Source organism: Nocardia sp. NPDC051030 (genome assembly GCF_040683015.1).
In the GTDB taxonomy this organism is placed as follows: domain Bacteria; phylum Actinomycetota; class Actinomycetes; order Mycobacteriales; family Mycobacteriaceae; genus Nocardia.
In genome coordinates, this window is the sequence record NZ_JBFBCD010000006.1 from 299,257 (window position 1) to 324,278 (window position 25,022).

Genomic DNA, 25,022 nt, shown 5'->3' on the forward strand with positions numbered 1-25,022 from the left:
CTCCTGACCTTCAGATGAGAGTGGGCATCGGATCACCCGACACCGCGCGCGGCAGCGTCCGGCCGCGGAAGTACTCGGGATCCCGCCAGCGCTGCACCAGCATGAGCAGCGCACCCAGCACCAGAATCCCGAAGCCCAGATAGAACACCAGCCCGATGCCGAAAATCTCTGCGCCACTACCGGTTGCGGGATCCAGGCTCTCGCGCACCGAGATGACGAAGATGATCAGCAGCATGGAACCGCCGAGCAGCGGGAACAGCAGCTTGAACGCGAAGTCGCGGGCCGAGGCGAACCACCGCTTGCGGAAGTACCAGACACAGGCGAACGCGGTCAGCCCGTAATACCAGCAGATCATGATGCCCAGCGCGGCAATGGTGTCCTGCAGAACGTGCTCGGACAGCAGTGCGGTCAAGGTGTAGAAACCACCCGCGACCACGGCGGCAACGGCAGTGGCGAACCGTGGCACCTGATACCCCGGATGCACCGAGGCGTACCGGCTCGGCAGCGCCTTGTAGGTGCCCATGGCGAGCATGGCGCGCGCCGCCGGGAGGAAGGTGGCTTGCAGACTGGCGATCGTGGAGACCAGCACCGCGAGATACAGCAGCAGCTCCCCGCCGCCACCCATCACCGGCTTGGCGAGCGCACCGAACACATTGTCCGAAGTCTCCGGATTGCCCAGTCCGATACCGGAATCGCCGACCCCGGCGTACCACATGAGCGAAACCGCCAGCAGCAGATACGTACCCAGCACGGTGAGAATGGACAGCACTCCGGCCCGGCCCGGCGTGCGCTGCGGATCCTTGCATTCCTCGCCGAGGGTGAGCGCGGTATCCCAGCCCCAGTACAGGAACACCGACCCGATCAGACCCATGGCGAACGCGCCCAAGGTGAGTCCGGTGAGCGGATTGAACCAGTCGATATCGAAGCTCAGCCCGGACGGCGAGTCTCCGGACATGGCCTTCACCAGCGCCATACCGGCGAACACCAGCAGCACCGTCATCTGAAATCCGACCAGCACGTACTGCACGCGTTCACTCGAAGTAATGCCGCGACTGGCCGCCCACCCGGCCGCCGCCAGGAATGCCAGCGTCGTCGCGATATTGATCAGCTTGTTGTCGCCGAGCGTCGCGAGGTGCTCGGACCCCACCAGCTTCCCCACGAACATGTACAGAAAGTTCGCGCCGACCGCCGCGATATTCGCGAGCACGATCACCACCGCGATCACCGAACCCCACCCGGCCATCCACCCCACATACGGACCCAGCGCCCGCGCCGACCAGGTGAATGATGCTCCGCAATCCGGCGTCTCGGAATTGAACTCGCGATAGGCGTAGGCCGCCAGGAACATCGGAATGAATCCGGCGATCAGCAGCGCGGGCATTTTCAATCCGACCGCGGCGACGATCAGACCCAGGCTGGCGGTCGTCGTATAGGCCGGGGCGATGGACGCGATGCTGAGCACCGCACCGGCCAGCACGCCGACCTTATTGGTCGCCAAGCCTTTTCCGCCCGGGGCGGAATCCGTCCCCGGAGAATTCTGGATGAGCATCGATGCTCCTCTTGCGAGGGTCTGGCGGGGGCGGGAGCGATCTGTGCGCTCCCGCCCTGGCCGCGCCACGGTGGAGATACCGACCCGGAACGGTCGGGTGGGCACGAGATCCGGCGCAGGGGCCGGGGTGCCGGATGACGTCAGCGAGTGAGTGCGACGTATTTGGTGTCGAGGTACTCGTGGATCCCCTCGGACCCACCCTCGCTGCCGAGACCGGACTGCTTGACTCCACCGAAGGGAGCGGCCGGATCGGAGATGACGCCGCGATTGATGCCGACCATGCCGGATTCGAGGGCGTCGCTCACGCGCAGAGCGCGATCGAGATCTTTCGTGAACAGGTAAGCGGCCAAACCGAATTCGGTGTCATTGGCGGCTGCTACTACATCGGCTTCGGTATCGAAACCGTAGATCGCGGCGACCGGGCCGAAGATCTCTTCCCGGTGCATGCGGGCCGTACGCGGCACATTGTCGAGCACTGTGGGCTGGAAGAAGTAGCCCGGGCCTTCGATCGGTTTACCGCCGGTGCGGACCACGGCTCCGGCCGCGACGGCATCGTCCACCAGCTCGGTGACGGTCGTGCGCTGCCGCTCATTGATCAGCGGACCGAGATCCACGTTCGGCCGGTAACCGGGACCGACGCGCAGCGCGGCCAGCCGCTCGGCGAAGCGGGAAGCGAACTCCTCGCGGACCGAATTGTGCACGTAGAGACGGTTTGCCGACGTACACGCCTCACCGCCATTGCGCATCTTCGCCGCCATCGCGCCCTCGAGAGCCTGGTCCAGGTCGGCGTCCTCGAACACGATGAACGGGGCATTGCCGCCCAGCTCCATCGACGTGCGCAGCACATTGTCGGCGGCCTGCCGCAGCAGCAGCTTGCCGACGCGGGTGGAACCGGTGAAGGTCACCTTCCGCAGGCGCGGATCAGCCAGCAGCGGCGCGGTGATGGCGGCGGCATCGCTGCCCGGCAGCACCGACAGCACACCCTCCGGCAGTCCGGCCTCGGCGAAGATCGCGGCCAGGGCCAGCATGGTGAGCGGGGTGTCCTCGGCGGGCTTCACGATCACCGTGCACCCGGCGGCCAGCGCCGGGCCGATCTTGCGAGTTCCCATGGCCAGCGGGAAGTTCCACGGCGTGATGGCCAGCACCGGGCCGACCGGGTGCTGGGTGACCAGAATGCGGCCGGTGCCCGCGGGCGCGGTGGTGTAGCGCCCGCCGATCCGGACGGCCTCCTCGCTGAACCAGCGCAGGAACTCGCCGCCGTAGGCGACCTCGCCGCGACTCTCGGCGATGGTCTTGCCCATCTCGAGAGTCATGAGCAGCGCAATCTCCTCGGTGCGATCCAGCAGGATCTCCCAGGCCCGCCGCAGGATCGCCGCACGTTCCCGGGGAGCCGTTGCGGCCCAGTCGGATTGAACCCGGCAGGCCGAATCCAGTGCGCGCAGGGCGTCTTCGCGACCCGCGTCGGCCACCTCGGTGAGCACGTCACCGGTGGCCGGATCGGACACCGTGAAGGTGCCGCCGCTCTGCGCGGCGACCGCGGCTCCATCGATCCACACACCGGTGGGAACGAGAGCGCGAATGAAGTCGAACTCGGACAATAGATTTCCTTCGATTACGCGGCGAGATCGCCGATGGCGGTACACAACACGTCCAGGGCCTCGTTCAAGAGGTCGTCGCCGATCACCAGCGGCGGCAGCAGCCGGATCACATTGCCGAAGGTGCCGCAGGTCAGGGTGAGAACACCCTGCTCCAGGCAGCGGGCGGCGATGGCGGCGGTCACTGCGGCATCGGGTTCGGTGGTGCCGGGCTTGACGAACTCGAGCGCGAGCATCGCGCCACGGCCACGCACGTCGCCGATGGCCGAAACCTGTTGCGCGAGTGCATCGAAACGCTTCAGTGCGATCTCGCCGATCTGGCGGGCGCGGCCATTCAGGTCATGCTCGCGAATGGCATCGATGGCGGCCAGCGCCGCGGCACAGGCGACCGGGTTACCGCCATACGTGCCGCCCAGGCCGCCCGGATGCACCGCATCCATGAGCTCGGCGCGGCCGGTGATCGCCGACAGCGGCATGCCGCCCGCAATGCCCTTGGCCATCGTGATGATGTCCGGGACAACGCCTTCGTGATCGCAGGCGAACCAGTCGCCGGTGCGGGCGAAACCGGTCTGCACCTCATCGGCGATGAACACCACGCCATTGGCGCGCGCCCAGTCGGCCAGCGCGGGCAGGAATCCCGGTGCGGGAACGATGAATCCGCCCTCGCCCTGAATCGGCTCGATAATGATGGCCGCCACCGAGGTAGCGCCGATCTGCTTCTCGATCCGCGTGATCGCCTCCCGTGCCGCGGCCGCACCGTCCTGGCCGCCATCGCGGAACGGGTACGACATCGGCATGCGGTAGACCTCGGGCGCGAACGGACCGAAATTCTGCTTGTACGGCATGGATTTCGCGGTCAGCGCCATGGTCAGGTTTGTGCGGCCGTGATAGGCGTGATCGAAGGCGACCACCGCGGGTCGGCCGGTGGCCAGGCGCGCCACTTTGATGGCGTTCTCCACCGCTTCCGCGCCGGAATTGAAGAGCACGCTGCGCTTCTCGTGATCACCGGGGGTCAGCGCGGCCAGCTGCTCGGCGACCTCGATATAGCCCTCATAGGGGGCCACCATGAAGCAGGTGTGGGTGAACCGCTCGGCCTGATCCTTGATCGCCGCAATGACTTTCGGATGCGAGGCGCCGACACTGGTGACCGCGATACCGGCGGCGAGATCGATGAGCGCATTGCCGTCCACATCGACAATGACGCCGCCATCGGCATCGGCCGTGTACACCGGGGCGGTCGAGCCGACGCCCGCGGCGACGGCGGCCTTGCGGCGCAGGGCCAACTCCTGCGAACGCGGTCCGGGCAGGGCGGTCCGGAGCACCCGCCGCTGCGGAATCCGGTAGCTGATCTCGGTCATGAAAGTCTCTCTGCGGAAGTAGGTTTCGGGGCCGTGGTGGCCGGAATCAGTCGTGTGCACTCATGACGTGCTTGATGCGCGTGTAGTCCTCGACGCCATACGCGGACAGGTCCTTGCCGTAGCCGGAGCGCTTGAACCCGCCGTGCGGCATCTCCGCCACCAGCGGAATGTGGCAGTTCACCCAGACCGCGCCGAAGTCCAGCGCCGCCGAAACCCGCTGCACCACACCGTGATCACGGCTCCACACGCTGGAGGCCAAGCCGTACTCCACGTCATTGGCCAGACGGACCGCCTCGGCCTCATCGGAGAAGGACTGCACGGTAATGACCGGTCCGAACATCTCCTCCTGCACGATCGGATCATCCTGTCGCACACCGGTTACCACGGTCGGCGCGAAGTAGAAGCCGCGCTCACCGACCCGGACACCGCCGGTGGCGATGGTGGAATGCGCGGGCAGGGCGGCGATCTTGCCGGTGACCGACTCGAAGTGGCGGATATTATTGAGCGGGCCGTAGGCGGCCTCCGGATTGTCGGGCAGGCCCGGCTGCACCGTCTGCGCCTTCTTCACCAGGGCCTCCACGAAGGCGTCGTGCACCGACTCGTGCACCAGCACGCGGGTGGCGGCCGTGCAATCCTGACCGGCGTTGAAGTAGGCGGCATCACCGATGCGGTCGGCGGCGGTCGCGAGATCCGCGTCGCCGAACACGAGAACCGGTGCATTGCCGCCGAGTTCGAGGTGCGCGCGCTTGACCTGGTGCGCGGCCGCGGTGGCGACCTCGATGCCCGCGCGCACCGAACCGGTGATGGCCACCATGTCCAGGCGCGGATGCGAGACCAGCGTGGCCCCGGAGCTCGCGGTGCCGAGCACCACGTTCAGCACGCCGTCCGGCAGGATGCCCTGCGTCAGCTCGGCCAGCACCAAGGTGCTGCGCGGGGTGGTGTCACTGGGCTTGAGGACGACGGTATTGCCGGTCGCCAAGGCCGGGCCGATCTTCCAGATCGCCATCATCAGCGGGTAGTTCCACGGCGTCACCTGACCGATGACGCCGACCGGCTCGCGGCGCACATAGGAGGTGAAGCCCTCCATGTACTCACCGGCCGACTTGCCCTCCAACAGGCGGGCCGCACCGGCGAAGAAGCGCAGGTGATCCGCGCCCGTGGAGACCTCCTCGGAGGCGACCAGGTGCTTGGGCTGGCCGGTATCGCGGCACTGGGCCTCGACCAAGGCATCGGAATTGGCCTCGAGGGCATCGGCCAGTTTGAGCAGGGCGGCCTGGCGGCGGCCGGGGGTGGCGGCCTTCCATGCCGGGAAGGCGGCGGACGCGGCGGCCACGGCGGCATCGATATCGGCGGGGCCCGAGATCGGGCTGCGGCCGGTCACGGTCTCGTCCACCGGGCTGATCAGCTCGAACGACTCCGCGGCGGTGGCGGCTACGAATTGGCCGTCAATGTAATTGCGAAGCATTTCCGTCGTCATGTCTGCCCGTTCTCGTGCGATGTGGCGGTTGTGCGTGATTGCCACCGAGTGTGCTGCGCGACACACCCCTGCGTCACCTGCCGAATCGGCGTGCCGCCACAATGAGGTTTCACCTTTTTGTCCAGTTGCTGCGGGAGAGCTATGAGCACGGGTATTCCGGTCCGGTGGGTCCTGACCCAGCCCGAGCTCGGATTGGTGCTGAAAGGCGGCGGTTCCGGACTGGGCAGGGAGATCACCCTCGCCCTCACCTCGGAGCTCACCGAACCGCAGCAATGGCTCTCCGGCGGGGAACTCGTCCTGACCACCGGGATGGGGTTGCCGCTCAGTCGCCCCGATCGGCTGCGCTACCTCGAGGATTTGGACTCGGTGGGGGTGGCCGGGGTCGGCTTCGGCGTGGGGCTTTCGCACGATCATGTGCCCGACGACCTCGTCGAGGCCGCCGATCGGCTCGGGCTGCCACTGTTCGAAGTGCCGCTGCCGACGCCGTTCGGGGCCATTGCCAAGAAGGTCATGCAGAGGCTGGGGGAGCAGGAATACGAGAAGGTGATGCGGGCCTCGCGCGCGCAGCCGCGCATGACCCGCGCGGCGATCGCGGGCGTACCGGCTGTCATCAAGGAATTGTCGGCGGCGCTCTCGGCCACCGTGATCGTGGTCGGGGTCGACGGGGTGGTGGCCGAAGCCCATCCCGGACGGGTGCCCGCCGATATCACCGAGAAGATCGCCGAGTTCATCGGCACCCGCGGGGAAGGGACGACCAGCGGCGTAATCCACACGGCCCCCGGTACTTTCATCGCCGTACAGGCCATTGCCGCCGGACCGGCCGCGCACGGGCACCTCGCCGTCGTGACCGCGTCACCGCTCAGCCCGGTCGACCAGGTGCTGCTCGGGCATGCCAGCTCACTGCTCGCCCTGGATTTCGAGAAGCCCGCGCGCTTGCGAATCGCGCAGAACCGCTTGAACACTCAGGCCATCGGCATGCTGCTGGAGGAGGCGACCGCGCTCGACACCGTATGGCAGCATCTGGCCCCGGCCGCCGACCGGTCCGGGCGGGTGCGGGCGCTGGTATTGCGTTGCGATTCTACGGAAACGGCCGCACAGGTCGTGGAGGCCGTCGACGAGCAGCTGCGCAACCTGAGCAGGCAACTGTTTGCGCACCTCGCCGGTGAGCGGGTCGCCGTGCTGCTGTCCGGAGCCGATACCGAAGAATCCGCCGAGTTGCTGCTGCGCAGCTTGCCCGCGAGTGTGCGTGCCGGTGTACGGGCCGGGTTCAGCGCCCCACATCCCTTGCGGCGCTTCGCCTCCGCCATCGAACACGCCGAACTCGCCGCCTCCGCGGCACTGCCCGGCGCGAGCCCGCTGGAGCTCTCCGCACTCGCCGGGCATTCCCTGCTGTCGTTCCCGGAGGCCCAGCGGATACTCAGCGCGGTCTCCGACGCCATGCTCGCACCGCTCGTCGACTACGACGAACGGCACGGCACCAACCTGGTGGACTCGCTGCGCGCCTACCTCGAGGCGCACGGGCAGTGGGAGGCGGCAGCCAATGCGCTCGGCGTGCACCGGCATACGCTGCGCAGCCGAATCGTGAAAATCGAATCCGTGCTCGGCTGTCAGCTGGACACGGCCCGTGTGCGCGCCGAGCTGCTACTCGCAATCATCGCCCGGCGCTGACCCCCGACCCCTCGGCCATTGTCGCTACGGTCACGATTCCGGCCGCCTCGTCCGCTTCCGCACCGATGACGGTCCCGGCGGCTTCGGCTGTTTGTCCGGTGGTGACGGTTCAGGTGGCTTCGGCTGTTTGTGCGGCGGTGACGGTTCAGGTGGCTTCGGCTGTTTGTGCGGCGGTGACGGTTCAGGTGGCTTCGGCCGTTTGTGTGCCGATGACGGTCCCGGCTGCTTCGGCCAATCGCGCATTGACCACGCACAATCGGGCGATATCGACAACGTTGGAGCGGCGCAGGTGGTTGACGAGCTCCAGTAGCCTTGCGGCGGAGTCGGTTTCGCTCCATCTCGTCACCAGGTCGCGGGCCGAGGAGGCGGGGTGCGCGTCGGCGAGTACCGTCGCCGTCAGGGCGTGCCAGCGGGACTGTAATTCGTCGGCCAGCACCGCTGCCGCGAGGGTCTCCCAGTGGTCGGATGCGGGCTTGGCGTCGAAAGCTGATGCCAGCCAGTCCAATCCGATGAGTTCGCCGAGCACCCTATAGGTCTGTGCCACCAATGGCACCGGTAGTTGTGAGCGGCGGGCGGTATCGCTCAGGGGCAGTGCCTGCGACAACAGGCGCAGGTTCGCCAGGTCGCGTTCGGTATGCCCGCCGGGTCGCGGCAGGACGGCGATCAATTCCGCGACAAGCGGGGCGTGGCGGTCGATCTCGCCGGACCACGATCCGCCGCCATGGTGGGTGAGCAGCCAGGCGGTGGCCTGCTCCACGGCGGCCTGAATGCCATTCAGCGCACTCATCCGCACCCGGGGCGAGACGCCGGGCAGGGTCAGGGCATCGCGCCACCAGCGGTCGATATCGAGCACGGTGTGAACGACGGTGCAGGCCAGCACGATCTGCGCGGTGCCCGCGCCGAGCCGCTCCTCGAGCCGGTGGATCATGCCGGGGCCGACCCGATTGATCACCTGATTGGCGGCCGCCACCGCCACTATCTCGCGGGCCACCGGGTGCTCGCGCAGCACCTCCTCACCCAGGCGGACGCGCACCGATTCGGGGAAGTAGCCGAACAGGGTTCCGGCCACCACCGGATCGTCGATGACACCGGCCGCGAGGAGTTCATCGCGGACCAGGTTCTTGGCCATGGCCAGCAGCACCGCGATCTCCGGGCGCACCAGGCCGGTTCCCGCTCGGCGGCGAGCGGTGAGTTCCGCAGGGGTGGGCAGGAATTCGGCGCTGCGGTCCAGGCCGGTGGCCTGCTCCAGGTTCTCGATCAAACGGCCGTGCCGATCGATCAGGAAGGGGGCGTGCGCCTCGGCCAGGCTGATGGCCAGGGCCTGGCGATCGCAGTCGGCGAGCACCGCCGCGACGACCGCCTCGGCATTACTGGCCAGCAGCCGATCTCGCTCGTCCGGGGACAGGGAACCCGCGGTCACGGCGGTGGCCAGCGCGATCTTGAGGTTGACCTCGCGGTCCGAAATCGCCACGCCCGCAGCATTATCTATGAAATCGGCATTCACCCGGCCGCCCGCCACCGCGAACTCGATGCGCGCCCGCTGAGTGAGTCCCAGATTGCCGCCCTCGCCGACCACCCGGCAGCGCAACCGGGACGCCGGGATTCGCACCTCGTCATTGACCGGATCGGCGACCTCGGTGTCCGGCTCGTCGCCGCCCCGCACATAGGTTCCGATGCCGCCATTGAACAGCAGGTCCACCTCGGTGCTCAGAATCGCTCGAATGACTTCCGGCGCAGGCAGTTCCGTGGCCGTGACACCCAGCCGCTCACGCACCTGCGGGGATAGCGGGACCGACTTGGCGGTGCGCGGCCAGACGCCACCGCCCTCGGAAATGAGGGCGCGGTCGTAATCCGCCCAGCTGCTGCGTTCCAGACCCGCCAGGCGGCGGCGCTCCTTGTGCGAGAGCACCGGATCCGGATTCGGGTCGAGGAAGATATGCCGGTGATCGAAGGCCGCCACCAGCAGGATTCGATCCGTCTCCAGCATGCCGTTGCCGAAGACATCGCCCGACATATCGCCGATGCCCGCCACCGTGAACGGCTGGGCATCCGCGTCGATACCCAGCTCGGCCAGATGCTGGCGGATCGAGCACCACGCGCCGCGCGCGGTAATGCCCAGCGCCTTGTGGTCGTAGCCGCTGGAACCGCCCGAGGCGAACGCGTCGCCGAGCCAGAAACCGCGAGACACGGCAATGCCATTGGCCAGATCGGAGAAACGGGCGGTGCCCTTATCGGCCGCGACCACCAGATACGGATCGTGATCGTCATAGACCACGCAGTGCGCGGGCGAGGTGATCGCGCCGTCGGTCATAGTGTCGGTGACATCGAGCAGGCCGCCGATGAACGCCGCGTACGCCAACTCGACTGCGGCGGGATCGGTCCCGCGTCGCGCCACGAACGCACCCTTCGCGCCCGTCGGCACGATCACCGCGTTCTTGACCGTCTGGGTCTTCATCAACCCGAGTACCTCGGTGCGGAAGTCATCCGCGCGATCCGACCATCTCAGGCCGCCGCGGGCGATCGCGCCGCCGCGCACATGACTGCCCTCGACATGCGCCGCGTGCACGAAGATCTCGCGATACGGCGTGACCGGAGCCGAGATCGACAGCCGGGACGGGTCCACCTTGAACGCGGCCACCTCACGGCCCGGCTGATACCAGTTGGTGCGCAGCACCGCCGTGCAGAAGGTGTGCAGCCCGCGCAGCAGCTGATCCTCCGGCAGCGTCGCCGCCTCCTCCAACCGACCCAGCACGACCGCATCCGCGGCGGCCGCGAGCTCGGTGCGTCCCGCACTGCGTGCCGGATCGAACCGGGCGTGGAACAACTCCACGAACGCGCGCACGAATTCGGGATGGGCGGAAAGGATTTCGGTGACCGTGGCCTCGCCCAGGCGCAGGCCCACCTGACGTAGATAACGGCAGGCGGCGCGCACCAGGACCACGTCGTGCCAGTCGAGCTCGGCCGTGCCGATCAGCCCGATGAACCCGTCGACCTCGACGGTCCCGTCCACGGCCGCCAAGAATGCGGCGGCAATCAGCTCGCCGGTCTCCTCGCTCAGCGCAAAAGCTGTGGGCCGGAACGTGAACCGATGCACGACAGCATCACCGTCGGCACTCACCTCATGGGTATCGACCCGCAAGCCCAGCGCTGAGAAAGCCTCGATCAACTCGGTCAGCTGCGGGGGTGCCCCATGCCAGACCAATCGCGCCGCGGGCGGCTCTCCCGCAATCCGCTCGAATTCCAGCCTGGGGACAGCATCGATCCGCTGCTCGTCCAGCGTGCCGGTGCCTGCTCCGCGGTGCATCCGTTCAACTCCCTGTGGTGATCGGTCCGTCCGCAGCAAATCTGCCGCATTGAGACTCACAACACAGTGGACGAACCGGCGTGCGCACCCCCGCCCAACCCGCCGCCCTGTCCATTGCCGCCGAGAAAGACCCACGCGCGAGCTGCATGCCTTCTCAACAGATGCAGGCGTTGTAAGGGCCTGCAACTGTCGAGAAGGCATGCAACTGGGTCGTTCAGCGGTGGCGGCGGTGGTCGGTGGCGAAGTCGTCGGCCACGGTTGCGGCCAGTTCCACGTAGGAGCGCTTGGTTGCCTTGCTCAGGCGGTGTAGGTCGATCTCCGCGCCCTCACCCAGGTGCTGGTCGTACGGAATGATGTGGACCGCCCGGCAGCGCGACAAGAAGTAGTCCCGCAGCTGGTTGATCCCCACATTCGGCGCGCCCGGCCGCGGCAGATTGATCACCACCACCGCATTGCGCACCAAATGGTCGTGCCCATGCAGTGACAACCAATCCAGAGTCGCAGCCGCACTACGCGCACCATCGATGGCAGAAGACGAAATCAACACCAGCGAATGCGCCAAATCCAGCACACCCGCCATGGCCGAATGCATAAGTCCCGTACCGCAATCGGTCAAAATAATGTTGTAGAACCGCTGCAAAATCCGGGCGACGGCCCGATACTCTTCCTCGCTGAACGCCTCCGACATGGCCGGATCCCGCTCACTCGCAAGTACTTCCAACCGGCTGGTCCCCTGGGACGTGTGCCGCCGCACATCCGAATACCGCTGAATATCCGGATCCAGCAACAAATCCCGCACCGTAGACCGAGTCTGCAACGAAACCCGCTGCGACAAGGTCCCAAAGTCCGGATTCGCATCCACCGCAACCACGCGATCCCCGCGAATGGACGCAAAAGTCGACCCCAACCCCATGGTCGTAGTCGTCTTCCCTACCCCGCCCTTCAACGACAGCACCGCAATCCGATAATCCCCCCGAACGGGCTGCCGAATCCGAGCCACCAACTCCTGCAACCGCCGCTCCTCCGGCGACATCCCAGGATTGATCTGCCCCCCGGAGATATGGTGCACAGCCTTCCGCCACCCCGACCCAGGAGCCTTGGTGGCTCGCCGCAAAGGCACATCATCCAACGAAGGCGCAGGCTGCCCCGGCATCCCAGGCCCACCCGGATACCCACCCGGCTGCCCCTGACCACCCCAATTAGCCTGACCACCTTGCGCCCCCGGGTAACCACCCGGCTGACCCATCCCCGGCCCACCCCAACCCGGCTGCCCTTGCTGGTGCGCGCCCGGCTGTCCCTGCGGACCCCAGTTCGGCTGCGCAGGCGCGCCGCCACCCGGGTACCCACCCTGCGGCTGCCCGCCTTGTCCACCCGGCTGCCCCGGCGCTTGCTGCCACGGGTTCTGCTGCGGCGCATGCGGTCCCGACGCCTCGCCCATCGGCGGCGCAAACGGCTCCGCCGCCGGGCTCTGCTGCTCGAATGGTCCCATCGCAGGGTCCGCCGACGTGGCAGGCCCCATCGCGGAGTCCGGCTGCTGCGGATTCGGCTGCACCCCGGGCGCATCGGCTACATCGAACGTCGATGTCGGCGCAGCCGCATCGTCAGAGCCGGTCGGTCCCGCCTGCCCCACACCGGCATCCGTGCGCGGCCCGATCGGCGCCCCGCCGGTAGGCGCGAACTGCCCGTGCGGCGGCGGCCCCTGCCCCGGCGCTTGCTGCCACGGGTTCTGCTGCGGCGCAAATGGTGCTGCGGCATCCGATTGCGGTGCGAACGGCCCTGAAGCCGAATTCTGCTGTGCCGAAAACGGCCCGGAAGCCGAATTGTGCTGCGGTGCGGTCAATCCCGTCGTGGCATTCGGGTGTGGCACATCCGGGCCGGGAACAGGGTTCTGCTGCTGTGGCGCAAACGGTCCCGATGCGGGGTCTTGCTGTGAGGCAAATTGTTCCGACGTAGGGGGCTGTTGCGGCGCGGCCGGTCCCGAGGCGGGATTCTGCTGGGGTGCAGATGGTCCTGTCGCAGCGTTTGGGTGCGGCGCATTCGGGCCGGGGGCAGGGTTCTGCTGTTGCGGCGCGAATGGCCCGGACGCCGGATTCTGTTGCGCTGAAAATGGCCTGGAATTCGGATTGTGCTGCGGTGCAAATGATCCCGTCGCAGCCGTCGGGTGCGGCGCATTCGGGCCGGGTGCGGGGTTCTGCTGCTGTGGCGCGAACGGTCCCGATGTCGGGTGCTGCGGGGTGAACGGGCCGGACGCCGGGTTCTGCTGCGGCGCGGGAGGCTGCTGGGGCGCGAAGGGGCCCGAGGTGGGATGCGGCGCGGGGACCTGCGGCTGGGGGCCGGATTGGAAGCCATTGCCCGATGTGGAGGGTTGGGCGGGGGCGTTCGGGGCCGGGGGGATTGGGGGGTGCGGTGCCGTGTGCTGGGCGGGCGGGGACATCCAGCGGCGGTCTTCGCCCGGGGCTGGGGGAATGGGGCCCGGAGCTTGGGGGTGTGTGCCGCGGGGGCCGTATGGGCCCGCTGAGGGGTTCGGCTGCGGGGGGAGGGATTCCGGGGCCGGGTAACGGGGGAGCGCGTGCGAGGGGAGGGGTGCGTCGAGGGCACGGTGGCGGCCGGTGTCGGTCGTGGGGCCGGAACTCTGGGCTTTGTCCTCGGCCGACGGGCCACCGTTGGTTGCTGGCGCGGCCTCGGTCGACGGGCCACCGTTGGTCGCTGGCGCGGCCTCGGTCGCTGGGGCGGTGTCGATCGCATCAGTGGTTGACGGCGACGAATCCGGTTGGGCAGGTTCGTGGTTCGTGACGGACGCAGTGTCCGCAGCGGCCGGGGAAATGGTCTCCGCGTCGCGAGCTGACTCGTCGGCCACGTCGGCCGGAGTGCTGTCGTCCGCTGCCACGGGTGGTTCGGTGGCAGCGGAATCAGGCGCGGCGGGGGCCGGGTTCGGTGCGGCCGGAACCGGATTCGGGGGTGTGTCGCCGGACATGCCCAGCACTGCGCCCAGTGGGTCGCCTGCGGCGGTGCCCAGGAGGGGGTCGACCGGAGTCGGTGCGGGGGCGAGGGGAGGGATCGGGCCGGAGGCTCCGATCGGTTCCGGTAGCGGCATGCGGCGCGTTACCGCCTCGGGGAAGGTGTCCGAGGTGGGGGTCGATTCCGGTGTGGGGGAATCGGTTTCGGGAGTCGCGGCGGCGTTGGGGGACGGCGGCAGCGGGGGCAGCGACGGGCGTGCCGTCGGCTCGGATGCCGGGGACGTCGGGGGCTGGACCTCCGAGGCGGGGGACGGTGCGGAGGCACCGTGCCGGGGCTCGGGGGAGGGCGGCAGCGGCGGGAGGCCGGGGGCCGCGAAGCCGGACTTGCTGTGCTGGGGGCGAGAGTTGTTGGGGCGCTCCGCGTCCGGGGTCGGCGGCTTCGGGGACTCCGGTGAGGGAGGCAGCGGCGGGCGCACGAACTGGGAGTTGCCGTTGGTGGACGGCGGGGTCGGCTGGTGCTCGGGAGCCGAGGGCGGGCCGGGGACCGGGGCGCCCGGTGACGGCGGCAGCGGGGGGCGCTGGTCGGCGAGGGGTGCGGGCGGGGCCGGCTGCGACTGATTCGGTGCGGGCTGGACCGGCGGGGCGCTGGGAGCCGGGGGCGCGTTGAACTGCGGGCCCGAGGTCGGGGGGAGGTCGAAGCGCTGGCCGTTGGCGGGCGGGGTGGGGGAACCTTGCGAAGACTGGCCGGAATTGGACGGCTCGCCCGACTGCGCGGGATTGGACGGCCGGGCCGGCACCGGCGGCTGTCCCGGGTGGGACGGCTGGCCGGGGGACGGGTGCTGGGCATCCGGTCGCTGCGCGTCGGGGCGCGGGTTGGGCTGGGAGCCGGGGAGATTGAAATGGGTGCCCGGGTTGCGGTGCGGGAAAGGGGGAGTCGGCGGCTGCGGCGCGCGCTGCTCGGACTCGGGGGTGCTCGGCAGGGGTGGGCGCTGGCCGGATTCGCGGGTGTCCGGCAGGGGCGCGCGCTGCCCGGATTCGCGGGTGTCCGGCTGGGGTGGGCGCTGCCCGGATTCGCCGGTGTTCGGGTGGGGGCGGTGGCCGGAGTCGGGGGTGAGCGGCTGCTGCGGAGCGGGCGGGCGCGGGGTGTCGATGCCTCGGGGTGCGGGGGCGGGGGGCTGGGGGGCCGGGTCCGGGGTGGCGTCCTTGCGGGGTTTGCGGCGGCCGAAGAGGCGGCGGCCGGAGGACTTCTCCTCGGGGATCAGCTCGTCCTGGGGGAGGTTCTCCACGGGGGCTTCGTAACCGGATTCGGTGACTTCGCTCTCCGACAGCCAGGGTGGAAGCATGGGCAGGCCGTCGTTGTTGCGGCTCACTCTGTACCCCCGGGTGCGCTTGACCGATCTTGCAGGACAGGCCGTAGTTTAGCGATTCCCCACAAGTGCTCGCCGGACAAGTCGGACCCGAACTCCGGTCCGAGGCAAGTTGGCCGTCGGAGCGGGCCGGGGGAAGGGGCGTGTTTCAGCGCACGTCATAGCGCCCGTATTTGGCCGCATCTGGGGATACGGGTAAGCTAGGTCGCTGGTGCATCTACATAGTGGTTGTGGCATGTCTTCATGCCGCCTCGCTGAGTATGGCACCGGGTCGACTGGAGTGCACGATACGAATGCTCGAGGCGACCTAGCCGTCAATGAGCATGAGCCAACCAGGTTCAGCCTAATCGGGATCGCGGAGGATATGGCGAAGAAGGAAGGGGCCATCGAGGTTGAGGGCCGGGTTATCGAGCCGTTGCCCAATGCGATGTTCCGGATCGAGCTGGAGAACGGTCACAAGGTTCTCGCGCACATCAGCGGCAAGATGCGGCAGCACTACATCCGCATCCTGCCCGAAGACCGCGTCGTCGTGGAGCTTTCGCCCTACGACCTGACCCGTGGTCGCATCGTCTACCGCTACAAGTAACCGATCACTGGTTACAAGAGACTTCCGGGGCCGCTGAGCCCCGGGCTTCCCCGGCCAATTCGGCCGGGGAAAAACTGTGTTCACGGCCAGTGAACACCGAAACCAGATTGGATCTGACGTGAAGGTTCAGCCGTCCGTCAAGCCGATCTGCGAGAAGTGCAAGGTGATCCGCCGTCACGGTCGGGTCATGGTGATCTGCGAGAACCTGCGCCACAAGCAGCGTCAGGGCTGATTCCGGCCTCGGCCGGGTCACCGGAACATCTGGAAACAGGTGGCTCGGTCGCTCACCAGCCAAGCACCGAAAGCAGTTTCGGATTGGCAATAAAGAAGCACTCCCAGCACCAGTCGCCGTTGTCGAGCCCCACCCGGGGCGGATGGCGGCCCACCCCCGGCACGGAGGCCGGGGCCCCATTCGAGGGGAACGGACTGGGAGCAGACCTCCGCAAAATTAAGGAACCTGCCATATGGCACGTCTGATGGGCGTTGACCTCCCGCGCGAAAAGCGCATGGAGATCGCGCTGACCTACATCTTCGGCATCGGCCGGACCCGCTCCAAGGAAATCCTGGCCGGCACGGGCGTCAGCCCGGACCTGCGCTCGAAGGACCTGACCGACGAGCAGCTGACCCAGCTCCGCGACTTCATCGAGAGCTCTGCTCTCAAGGTCGAGGGTGACCTGCGCCGCGAGGTGCAGGCCGACATCCGTCGCAAGATCGAGATCGGCTGCTACCAGGGTATTCGCCACCGTCGTGGCCTGCCTGTGCGCGGCCAGCGGACGAAGACCAACGCCCGCACGCGCAAGGGTCCGAAGAAGACCGTCGCCGGCAAGAAGAAGTAGGGATAGCGCATGCCTCCGAAGAGCCGGGCCGCTGGCCCGAAGAAGTCTCAGAAAGCGCGTCGCCGGGATAAGAAGAACATCCCGCACGGCCACGCTCACATCAAGAGCACGTTCAACAACACGATCGTGTCCATCACCGACCCGGAAGGCAACGTCATCTCCTGGGCGTCCTCGGGTCACGTCGGTTTCAAGGGTTCGCGTAAGTCGACCCCGTTCGCCGCGCAGCTCGCTGCCGAGAACGCTGCCCGCAAGGCGCAGGAGAACGGCGTCAAGAAGGTCGACGTTTTCGTCAAGGGCCCGGGTTCGGGTCGTGAGACCGCGATTCGCTCGCTTCAGGCCGCCGGCCTCGAGGTTGGCTCGATCTCCGACGTCACCCCGCAGCCGCACAACGGCTGCCGTCCGCCCAAGCGCCGTCGCGTCTAGCGGGAAAGGATTTAGATAAAAATGGCTCGTTATACAGGCCCCATCACCCGCAAGTCGCGTCGTCTGCGCGTCGACCTCGTCGGAGGCGACCAGGCGTTCGAGCGTCGTCCTTACCCGCCCGGCCAGCACGGCCGCGCGCGGATCAAGGAATCCGAGTACCTCATGCAGCTGCAGGAGAAGCAGAAGGCTCGCTTCTCTTACGGCGTCATGGAGCGTCAGTTCCGCAAGTACTACGAAGAGGCGAACCGCCAGAAGGGCAAGACCGGCGATAACCTGCTGCGTCTGCTCGAGACCCGTCTGGACAACGTCGTGTACCGCGCCGGTCTGGCCCGTACCCGTCGTGCGGCTCGTCAGCTGGTCTCGCACGGCCACTTCATCGTCAATGGCGTGAAGGTGAACGTGCCCAGCTTCCAGGTCTCGCAGTACGACATCATCGATGTCCGGGACAAGTCGCTGACCACGCTGCCTTTCCAGGTTGCGCGTGAGACCGTCGGCGATCGCCCGGTTCCGGGTTGGCTGCAGGTTGTGCCGGGCCGTCTGCGGATCCTGGTTCACCAGGTCCCCGAGCGTGCGCAGATCGATGTTCCGCTCCAGGAACAGCTGATCGTCGAGTTCTACTCGAAGTAATGAGGTGCGCGTAAGCGCGCCGCTGGTGGGAGACCACCTTCGGGATTCGATTCCGAGAAGTGGTCTCCCGCAATCCATGTCGTGGACGTCAAATAGTGGGCGTCTCTGAAGGAGGAAACACAGCCATGCTGATTTCACAGCGACCGACATTGACCGAAGAGGTCGTCTCCGAAAACCGTTCCCGGTTCACCATCGAACCGCTGGAGCCGGGCTTCGGTTACACCCTCGGCAACTCGCTGCGCCGCACGCTGCTGTCCTCGATCCCGGGTGCTGCTGTCACGAGCATCCGCATCGACGGCGTGCTGCACGAGTTCACCACGGTTCCGGGCGTGAAGGAAGATGTCACCGACATCATCCTGAACCTCAAGGGCCTCGTGGTGTCGTCCGAAGAGGACGAGCCGGTCACCATGTACGTGCGCAAGCAGGGTCCGGGCACCGTCACCGCGGGTGACATCGTTCCCCCGGCCGGCGTGACCGTGCACAACCCGGATATGCACATCGCCACCCTGAACGACAAGGGCAAGCTGGAGATCGAGCTCGTTGTCGAGCGCGGTCGCGGCTACGTCCCGGCCGTGCAGAACAAGGCGTCGGGTGCGGAAATCGGCCGGATCCCGGTGGATTCGATCTACTCGCCGGTTCTGAAGGTGACCTACAAGGTCGAGGCGACTCGTGTCGAGCAGCGCACCGACTTCGACCGGCTCATCCTGGATGTCGAGACCAAGAACTCGATCTCCGCGCGGGATGCGCTGGCGTCGGCGGGCAAGACTCTGGTCGAACTGTTCGGTCTCGCTCGCGAGCTGAACGTCGAGGCCGAGGGCATCGAGATCGGCCCGAGCCCGGCCGAGGCGGACCACATCGCCTCGTTCGGTCTGCCGATCGAGGACCTGGACCTCACCGTGCGGTCCTACAACTGCCTCAAGCGCGAGGGTGTTCACACCGTCGGCGAGCTGGTTGCCCGCACCGAGTCGGATCTGCTGGATATCCGTAACTTCGGCCAGAAGTCCATCGACGAGGTCAAGGTCAAGCTGCACTCGCTTGGTCTGTCCCTCAAGGACTCCCCGGCTTCCTTCGATCCGTCCTCCGTCGTCGGTTACGACGCGGCGAGCGGTACCTGGAGCGACAGCGGCTCGTTCAGCGACACCGACAGCGGCGAGCAGGACTACGCCGAGACCGAACAGCTTTAGGCCATCCGGGGTGTAGCGCCCCGAATCGGCCTTCAACACAGGAGATTCCAACAATGCCCAAGCCCAAGAAGGGTGCCCGCTTCGGCGGGTCGGCGTCGCACCAGAAGGCGATCTTCGCCAACCTGGCGACGGCGCTCTTCGAGCACGGTCGTATTACGACCACCGAGGCCAAGGCCAAGGCGCTGCGCCCCTACGCCGAGAAGCTCGTCACCAAGGCGAAGGCCGGCTCGCTTGCCGACCGTCGTGAGGTCATGAAGGTGATCCGCAGCAAGGACGTCGTGCACGCCCTGTTCGCGGAGATCGGTCCCTCGTTCGAGGGCCGTGAGGGTGGCTACACCCGCATCATCAAGACCATCCCGCGCAAGGGTGACAACGCGCCGATGGCGATCATCGAGCTGGTTCGCGAGAAGACCGTGACCAACGAGGCTGATCGTGCCCGTCGCGTTGCCGCTTCGCAGAAGACCGAGGCTGTCGCCGAGGCTCCTGCCGAAGAGGCCGCCGAGGTTGTCGCCGAGGCTCCGGCCGAGGCCGCTGCCGAGGAGAAGAAGGAAGACTAAGTCTTCCCATTCGGACTCATGAGTGAGCCCGCCGTCCCCTCCGGGTCGGCGGGCTTCATTCATGTTAACCAGGAGATCGCTGTGACCGTGGAGAATCTGGAGCCGGAACCGGTTGCGGTTCGGGTACGGCTCGATATCAGCTATGACGGCACCGATTTCACCGGCTGGGCGCGCCAGCCCGGCCTGCGCACCGTGCAGGGCGTGCTGGAGGAGTCGCTGAGCAAGGTGCGGCGCGAGCCGATCCAGTTGACCGTGGCCGGGCGCACCGACGCGGGCGTACACGCCGAGGGCCAGGTCGCCCACTTCGATACGCACGGCGAGGTGGATGGGCCGCGGCTGGTGCATCGCATGGCGCGCTTCCTGCCGAAAGACGTGCGTATCAAGGATGTTCGCCTTGTCCCGGCGGAATTCGACGCGCGCTTCTCCGCCATCCGCCGCCACTACGTCTACCGACTGACTACCGCCCCCTACGGCGCGGACCCTTTGCAGGCACGGCATGTCGTCCCCTGCCGGTCCGATGTGGATCTGGAGGCCATGCGCGAGGGGTCTCGAAAGCTGTTGGGGCTGCACGACTTCGCCGCCTTCTGCCGTCGTCGCGAGGGCGCGACCACCATTCGCGAATTGCAGCGCTTCGACTGGGAGCGGGAGGGCGATCTGCTCACCGCCTATGTCAGCGCGGACGCCTTCTGCTGGTCCATGGTGCGCAGTCTGGTCGGCGGTGTGCTCGCCGTCGGTGAGGGACGTCGTACCCCGGAGTGGATCGCGAGTCTGCTCGACGAGCGTCAGCGTTCCAGTGCCGTGACGGTTGCTCCGGCGCACGGTTTGAGTCTCATCGCGGTCGATTATCCCGACGATGCCGATCTCGCCGAACGCAACTTGCAGACCCGCGAAGTGCGAACGGTTCCCGATTCCCAAGATTGTTGCGGCAGCTGATTTTCCGTGAAGATTCATGCCGCAAGTTGCGGGCAAAGGCGTATATCGGACAGATTCACGAAAGTGTGAACCTGTGAAGGGATTTCGACTTTTCTCGGCCACCGGTGGTGCGACAATCTGGCCATGAGCGGCGGCTCCGAGCCCGCAGTGGTGGAGGTTCGATCCACGCCGGAAGTCACCGAACAGGAGACATTCGAGCAGTGGGAGGCCGCGATTGCGCGGGCCTATGTGCCCCTGGTGGTGACACCGGTGCGGTCGGGGGAGTTCCGGGCCAGGATCGTGCAGTCGCGGTTCGAGGACATCGACGTCTCCACCGTGTCCGCGTCGGGGCAGCACATCATTCGCACGCCACGCATGATCACCGAACCCGGCGAACCGATTCTGTTCGCCTCGGTGACCACCCACGGCCGCGGCTGGCTGTCCCAGGACGGCCGGGTGGGCGAGATGGCCGATGGCGGCCTCATGCTCTACGTGAGCTCCCGCCCGTTCACCGCGCACTTCGAGCAGAGCTGGGGCGTGGTCGCGGTGCAGGTGCCGTTATCGCGGGTGGTGGGCGCGTCCGGGGTGTCGTCGGAGCGGCTGCCCACGGCCGTGCGCTTTCCGCCGGACGGCGCGGCGGGCATTGTCGGCCGATTCTTCTGCGGGCTGGCGCAATTGCAGCACAGCGATCCCGGGCAGGCGGCGGCGCTGGCCCGGCACGGCACCGGGTTGCTGGCCTCGGTGGTGCAGCTGGCGGCCGGGGATCTACCGCACGACGAGCCGGGGCAGGCGCTGGCCAAGCAGCGGGCGCTGGCGTTCATCCAGCGCCATTACGCCGATCCCGAACTCACCGTGGACCAGGTGGCGCATGCCTGTTCGGTCTCGCGGCGCACGCTGTATCGAATGTTCGAGAACGGTGACGACGGGGTGGCGGCCATGCTGCGCCGCATGCGGATCGAACGCGCGCTGGCCTTGATCCGGACGGATCCCACCCGGCCCCTCTTGTCCATAGCGCGCGCCGCGGGATTCGTCTCCGAGCGGCAGTTCTATCGCGCGTTCAAACGCGAAATGGGTATGACGCCAGGCGAATTCCGCATCGGCCAGGCCTGATCCGCGTGCCGTGCTCGGCGTGTCATTTCTGTCAAACCCGCACGACGTGAATGGTCAGTGATCTGGCACGGGTGGCCAGTCACATCGAGTGGGCGGCTGTGAATACTTGGGATGCATCGCGGTTGGCGACGGTCCTGGTGTTCAGGAGCCGGAGCGCCGACCCCCATGAGCCGAGTCGTTGGCCCGTGCACCGGCGGTTTCCTCGTTTTCGATTGTGCCCCGAGGTGTCGCCTGCACTTCCGGTGTAGTCGTCGATGCTGCCGACGGGCACGGGGTGAACGACGCGGAGGCGCCGCCCGGTCGATCGTCGAGCCGCCGACGACCGGGCAGGCGAGCTGTGTGTTGCCTTACTATCAGCGAACTGGTCCGTTTCGCCCGGTTAGAACAGATGCAATCGCAGATTGCCGGGGGCTGGGGATGGGATGATGCAGGAGTGGGTAACGCGGCAAGTGCCAGCGCCGAGGTCTGTTCGAGCTCGGGCACATCCGCGCGGCAGGCCTTCGAGCAGTGGGAGGCGATCGTCGCCGATGCCGTCGTGCCCACGACCATCGAGCCTCTCGCCAAGGGGCATTGGCACGGGCGGGTCAGTTCCACCCAATTCGATCGCTCCAGTCTCACCCTCATGTCGGCCAGTGCGCAGCGGGTGATTCGGACAAAGCGTCAGGTGGAGCAGGCCAGCGCCGAATTCCTGCTGGTGAATATTGTTGTCGAGGGCTCGAATTGGACCGAGCAGAATGGGCGGCTCGCCGACAGTCCGGCCGGGTCGATCGTCTTCTTCGACAGCGCCCGTCCCATCGAGAGCCGGACCACCGAGAATTCGGTGTCCACCATCGTGCGCGCGCCCATGCGCCTGGTGCTCGAACATGCCGGGCTGATTCGTGAAGAGATCCCGATTGCCACGCCTATGCCCGCGACCGGTGCGCTCGGTGTGGTGGCGGGCTTCTTCCGCGGGCTGGCGGAATTGCCCGCGAATGAAACCGACCGGGCGGCAAACATTCTCGAATCGGAAATAGCGGGCATGCTCTCCACCGCGGTACTCCTGGCCACCGGGCAGAGTTCGCCCGCGCCCTCGGATTCGCTGTACACCCGGCAACAGGTGATGGCGGTGCTGCGCAAGCGGTACACCGATCCCGAACTCACCGTGGACGAGGTGGCGCACGCCTGCCTGGTCTCGCGGCGCACCCTGTACCGGGTGTGCGAGGACATCGGCGGTCCCGCCGCGCTGGTGCGGCGCATGCGCGTCGAACATGCCCGACGGTTGTTGCGCGCGGATCCCTCCCGGCCGCTGTCGGCCATTGCCGCCGCCTCCGGATTTGCTTCCGACCGGCACTTCTATCGGGCATTCCGGGAGGAAACGGGCCTGACGCCCGGGCAATTCCGCACTCAGCTGGACCCAGGCACGGGGCGTCCGTAGCTCGGCACGGGATGTCGCTGCCCCCGGCACACCTTCGGCGAAGGGTGATGGCACGGATCACCAGATCGTGTCGAAGGAGCCGAGGTGCCGACGAAGGTGCGAGTAGCGGCTGTCCAGGCCGAACCACGGTGGCTGGACCTGCGCGCGGGCGTCCAGCAGGCCATCGAGCTCATCGAGACGGCCGCCGCCGGTGGTGCGCAACTCGTCGCCTTTCCGGAGACCTTTCTGCCCGGCTATCCGTGGTGGCTGTGGCTCGACGCGGTGAGCTGGGGTGAGGGCTTCTTCGCTCGCTACCGGACCAACTCGATGACCGTGGGGCGCACCGAATTTCGCCGCATCGCCGATGCCGCCCGCCGTCATCGCATTCATGTGCTGCTGGGCTTCAGCGAGCGGTGCGCGAGTGCGCTGTATATGTCGCAGTGCCTGATCGATGATCGAGGGGTGCTGCTCGGAGTGCGCCGCAAGCCCGAGCTGACGTCGTTGGAACACAAGATCTTCCAGTGTGGTGAGATCTCCGAACCCTCCGTGTTCCGTACCGGCATCGGCAGAATCGGCGTGCAGGGCGGCTCCGAGCAGCTTCACTTGCCCGCGCGCCGGGAATTGGAGCGCACGGGCGCGCAGGTGCACATCGTGTCCTGGCCCGGCTTCATCGTGGCCCGCGACGTGGAATGGGGTGTGCGCGTGAACAATGCGGCCACGCTCTGGTACGCGGTAGTGGGGCAGTTGAACGTGGTCGCGGCGTGCGCGGTGATGGATGTGGCCGGCAGCGAGGTTCGCCGCGGGTCGGAGCCGGTGAAGGAGTTGGTGCGCGGGCCGGGCGGGCATGCGCGCATCTTCGCCCCCGGCGGACAGGAGCTGGCGCCACCGTTGCACGGGCACGAGGAGGGTCTGCTGTACGCGGATCTGGAATTGGACCTGAGCTACGTGTCGGCTGCCTAGGGGCCGCTCGGGCCGCGCAGGGGGCGGCTCGAGCCCATACCCCGTGTAATGGACGTCGCTTTTCGGAGGGCACCGTCATACGGCCGTATTGGTTGTGCGCGTTCGTATCTGACACACTGCCCGGTATTCGGCCGGATATTGGCCGTCGATGGTCATCGAGGATGCGGAGTGAAACGGGCAGAGGCGGTCAGTCGGGTCGAGGTGCGATCCGGACCGGAAACATCGTCGACAGAGGCATTCGAGCGTTGGGAAGCGCTCGTGAGCGAAGCGTATGTGCCGCTGGCGATCTCGCCGAAAAATACCGACCGTTTTGTCGGATATGTCGAACATGCCCGATATGACGATCTCGATGTGACCAGTGTCGGCGCCTCCTCCCAGCTGATTCGGCGAACCAGCGGATTGATCGCCCGCACCGGCGATGAGTTTCTGCTCGCCAGCATTCCGATTTCCGGCCGGGCGCGACTACACCAGGATGGCCGGGCGGCCGATGTCGAGCCCGGTTCGATCGTGTTCTACGACACCAGTCGTCCGTACCACTGGGATATCGAGCAGGAGTGGGAGCAAGTCGTCGTGCAGGTTCCGCTCAGTCGGCTGCGCGAACGATACGGCGTGATCAGCACCGAAATACCCACCGCCACCGTATTTTCCGGTGATAGCGCGCCCGGAATCGCGGCGCAATTGTTCCGCGGTGTGGCGAGTTTGCAGCGCACCGATGCCGAGGCGGCCGCGCTGCTCGCCGAACCCGGTCGCGACCTGCTGGCCGCGGCCGTCGTCGCGGCCTCCGGCGGCATCCCGCGCGATCAATCCGCCGATGTCCTGAATCGGCAACGGGTACTGGCATTCATGCGCTCGCACTGCGCCGATCCGGGACTGGACGTGGATCGAATCGCGGCCGGATGCCGAATGTCGCGGCGTACGTTGTATCGGGTATTCGGCGAGTTCGAAGGCGGGCCCGGAACTGTGTTGCGGCGCATGCGCATCGAACGCGCTTGCGATCTCTTGCGCAATGCGCCACAGTTGCCGCTGTCGGCGGTTGCCAAGGCGGCCGGATTCCTGACCGAGCGGAGTTTCTACCGATCCTTCCGGCTCGAAATGGGGACAACGCCGGGCGCATTCCGGGCACTGGCATGAACAGTCCGTAATTGGGCACTTCTCGGCA

The 25,022-nt window shown here is 67.2% G+C and carries 19 protein-coding genes; 13 read left to right on the top strand and 6 right to left on the bottom strand.

Annotated features, from left to right (window positions below; translation table 11 throughout):
* Window positions 1-10 precede the first annotated feature (10 nt).
* The 4 genes from AB0N05_RS22175 to AB0N05_RS22190 form a co-directional block, all read right to left on the bottom strand.
* Window positions 11-1,549 (bottom strand): APC family permease, encoded by a 1,539-nt coding sequence (locus AB0N05_RS22175; protein ID WP_364697273.1) that lies wholly within the window; start codon window positions 1,547-1,549, stop codon window positions 11-13.
* A gap of 140 nt (window positions 1,550-1,689) precedes the next feature.
* Window positions 1,690-3,147: an NAD-dependent succinate-semialdehyde dehydrogenase gene (locus AB0N05_RS22180; protein WP_364697276.1), complete on the bottom strand. Its 1,458-nt coding sequence runs from the start codon at window positions 3,145-3,147 to the stop codon at window positions 1,690-1,692.
* A 14-nt stretch (window positions 3,148-3,161) separates the two neighbouring features.
* Window positions 3,162-4,502, bottom strand: coding sequence for a 4-aminobutyrate--2-oxoglutarate transaminase (gabT, locus tag AB0N05_RS22185; RefSeq protein WP_364697279.1), 1,341 nt, complete (start codon window positions 4,500-4,502; stop codon window positions 3,162-3,164).
* A gap of 46 nt (window positions 4,503-4,548) precedes the next feature.
* A complete protein-coding gene (locus AB0N05_RS22190; protein WP_364697282.1) occupies window positions 4,549-5,979 on the bottom strand; it encodes an aminobutyraldehyde dehydrogenase in 1,431 nt (476 codons plus the stop codon).
* A 141-nt stretch (window positions 5,980-6,120) separates the two neighbouring features.
* Here AB0N05_RS22190 and AB0N05_RS22195 point away from each other — a divergent pair, with 141 nt between their 5' ends.
* Window positions 6,121-7,647: a PucR family transcriptional regulator ligand-binding domain-containing protein gene (locus tag AB0N05_RS22195; protein WP_364697285.1), complete on the top strand. Its 1,527-nt coding sequence runs from the start codon at window positions 6,121-6,123 to the stop codon at window positions 7,645-7,647.
* A gap of 181 nt (window positions 7,648-7,828) precedes the next feature.
* On the opposite strand, the gene AB0N05_RS22200 is transcribed toward AB0N05_RS22195, so the two are convergent.
* Entirely contained in the window at window positions 7,829-10,951 is a 3,123-nt protein-coding gene (locus tag AB0N05_RS22200) for an NAD-glutamate dehydrogenase domain-containing protein (RefSeq protein WP_364697287.1), read from the bottom strand.
* A 214-nt stretch (window positions 10,952-11,165) separates the two neighbouring features.
* Window positions 11,166-15,278 (bottom strand): AAA family ATPase, encoded by a 4,113-nt coding sequence (locus AB0N05_RS22205; protein ID WP_364697290.1) that lies wholly within the window; start codon window positions 15,276-15,278, stop codon window positions 11,166-11,168.
* Window positions 15,279-15,639: 361 nt separating this feature from the next.
* On the opposite strand from AB0N05_RS22205, the gene infA reads away from it, so the two are divergent.
* From infA to AB0N05_RS22265, 12 genes are all read left to right on the top strand, one after another.
* Window positions 15,640-15,861 carry a translation initiation factor IF-1 gene (infA, locus tag AB0N05_RS22210; protein ID WP_040804562.1) on the top strand — a complete coding sequence of 74 codons (222 nt, stop codon included), beginning with the start codon at window positions 15,640-15,642 and terminating at the stop codon, window positions 15,859-15,861.
* 118 nt (window positions 15,862-15,979) lie between these two features.
* On the top strand, window positions 15,980-16,093 hold the full coding sequence (gene rpmJ, locus AB0N05_RS22215; RefSeq protein WP_033085975.1) for a 50S ribosomal protein L36: 114 nt from the start codon (window positions 15,980-15,982) through the stop codon (window positions 16,091-16,093).
* 232 nt (window positions 16,094-16,325) lie between these two features.
* Window positions 16,326-16,697, top strand: a complete 372-nt coding sequence (gene rpsM / locus AB0N05_RS22220) for a 30S ribosomal protein S13 (protein ID WP_364697293.1) — start codon at window positions 16,326-16,328, stop codon at window positions 16,695-16,697.
* 9 nt (window positions 16,698-16,706) lie between these two features.
* A complete protein-coding gene (rpsK, locus tag AB0N05_RS22225) occupies window positions 16,707-17,120 on the top strand; it encodes a 30S ribosomal protein S11 (RefSeq protein ID WP_364697296.1) in 414 nt (137 codons plus the stop codon).
* A gap of 21 nt (window positions 17,121-17,141) precedes the next feature.
* The gene (gene rpsD, locus AB0N05_RS22230) at window positions 17,142-17,747 is read left to right on the top strand and encodes a 30S ribosomal protein S4 (RefSeq protein WP_364697300.1); all 606 of its coding nucleotides are present in this window, start codon (window positions 17,142-17,144) and stop codon (window positions 17,745-17,747) included.
* A gap of 125 nt (window positions 17,748-17,872) precedes the next feature.
* Entirely contained in the window at window positions 17,873-18,931 is a 1,059-nt protein-coding gene (locus AB0N05_RS22235) for a DNA-directed RNA polymerase subunit alpha (RefSeq protein WP_029923719.1), read from the top strand.
* 53 nt (window positions 18,932-18,984) lie between these two features.
* Entirely contained in the window at window positions 18,985-19,488 is a 504-nt protein-coding gene (rplQ, locus tag AB0N05_RS22240; protein WP_364697304.1) for a 50S ribosomal protein L17, read from the top strand.
* Window positions 19,489-19,569: 81 nt separating this feature from the next.
* A complete protein-coding gene (truA, locus tag AB0N05_RS22245) occupies window positions 19,570-20,421 on the top strand; it encodes a tRNA pseudouridine(38-40) synthase TruA (protein ID WP_364697307.1) in 852 nt (283 codons plus the stop codon).
* Window positions 20,422-20,544: 123 nt separating this feature from the next.
* A complete protein-coding gene (locus AB0N05_RS22250; protein ID WP_364697310.1) occupies window positions 20,545-21,510 on the top strand; it encodes a helix-turn-helix domain-containing protein in 966 nt (321 codons plus the stop codon).
* Between the two features lie 433 nt (window positions 21,511-21,943).
* Window positions 21,944-22,924: an AraC family transcriptional regulator gene (locus AB0N05_RS22255; protein WP_364697313.1), complete on the top strand. Its 981-nt coding sequence runs from the start codon at window positions 21,944-21,946 to the stop codon at window positions 22,922-22,924.
* 84 nt (window positions 22,925-23,008) lie between these two features.
* Window positions 23,009-23,863 (top strand): nitrilase-related carbon-nitrogen hydrolase, encoded by an 855-nt coding sequence (locus AB0N05_RS22260; protein WP_364697317.1) that lies wholly within the window; start codon window positions 23,009-23,011, stop codon window positions 23,861-23,863.
* 258 nt (window positions 23,864-24,121) lie between these two features.
* Entirely contained in the window at window positions 24,122-24,994 is an 873-nt protein-coding gene (locus tag AB0N05_RS22265) for an AraC family transcriptional regulator (protein ID WP_364697320.1), read from the top strand.
* Window positions 24,995-25,022: the final 28 nt, after the last annotated feature.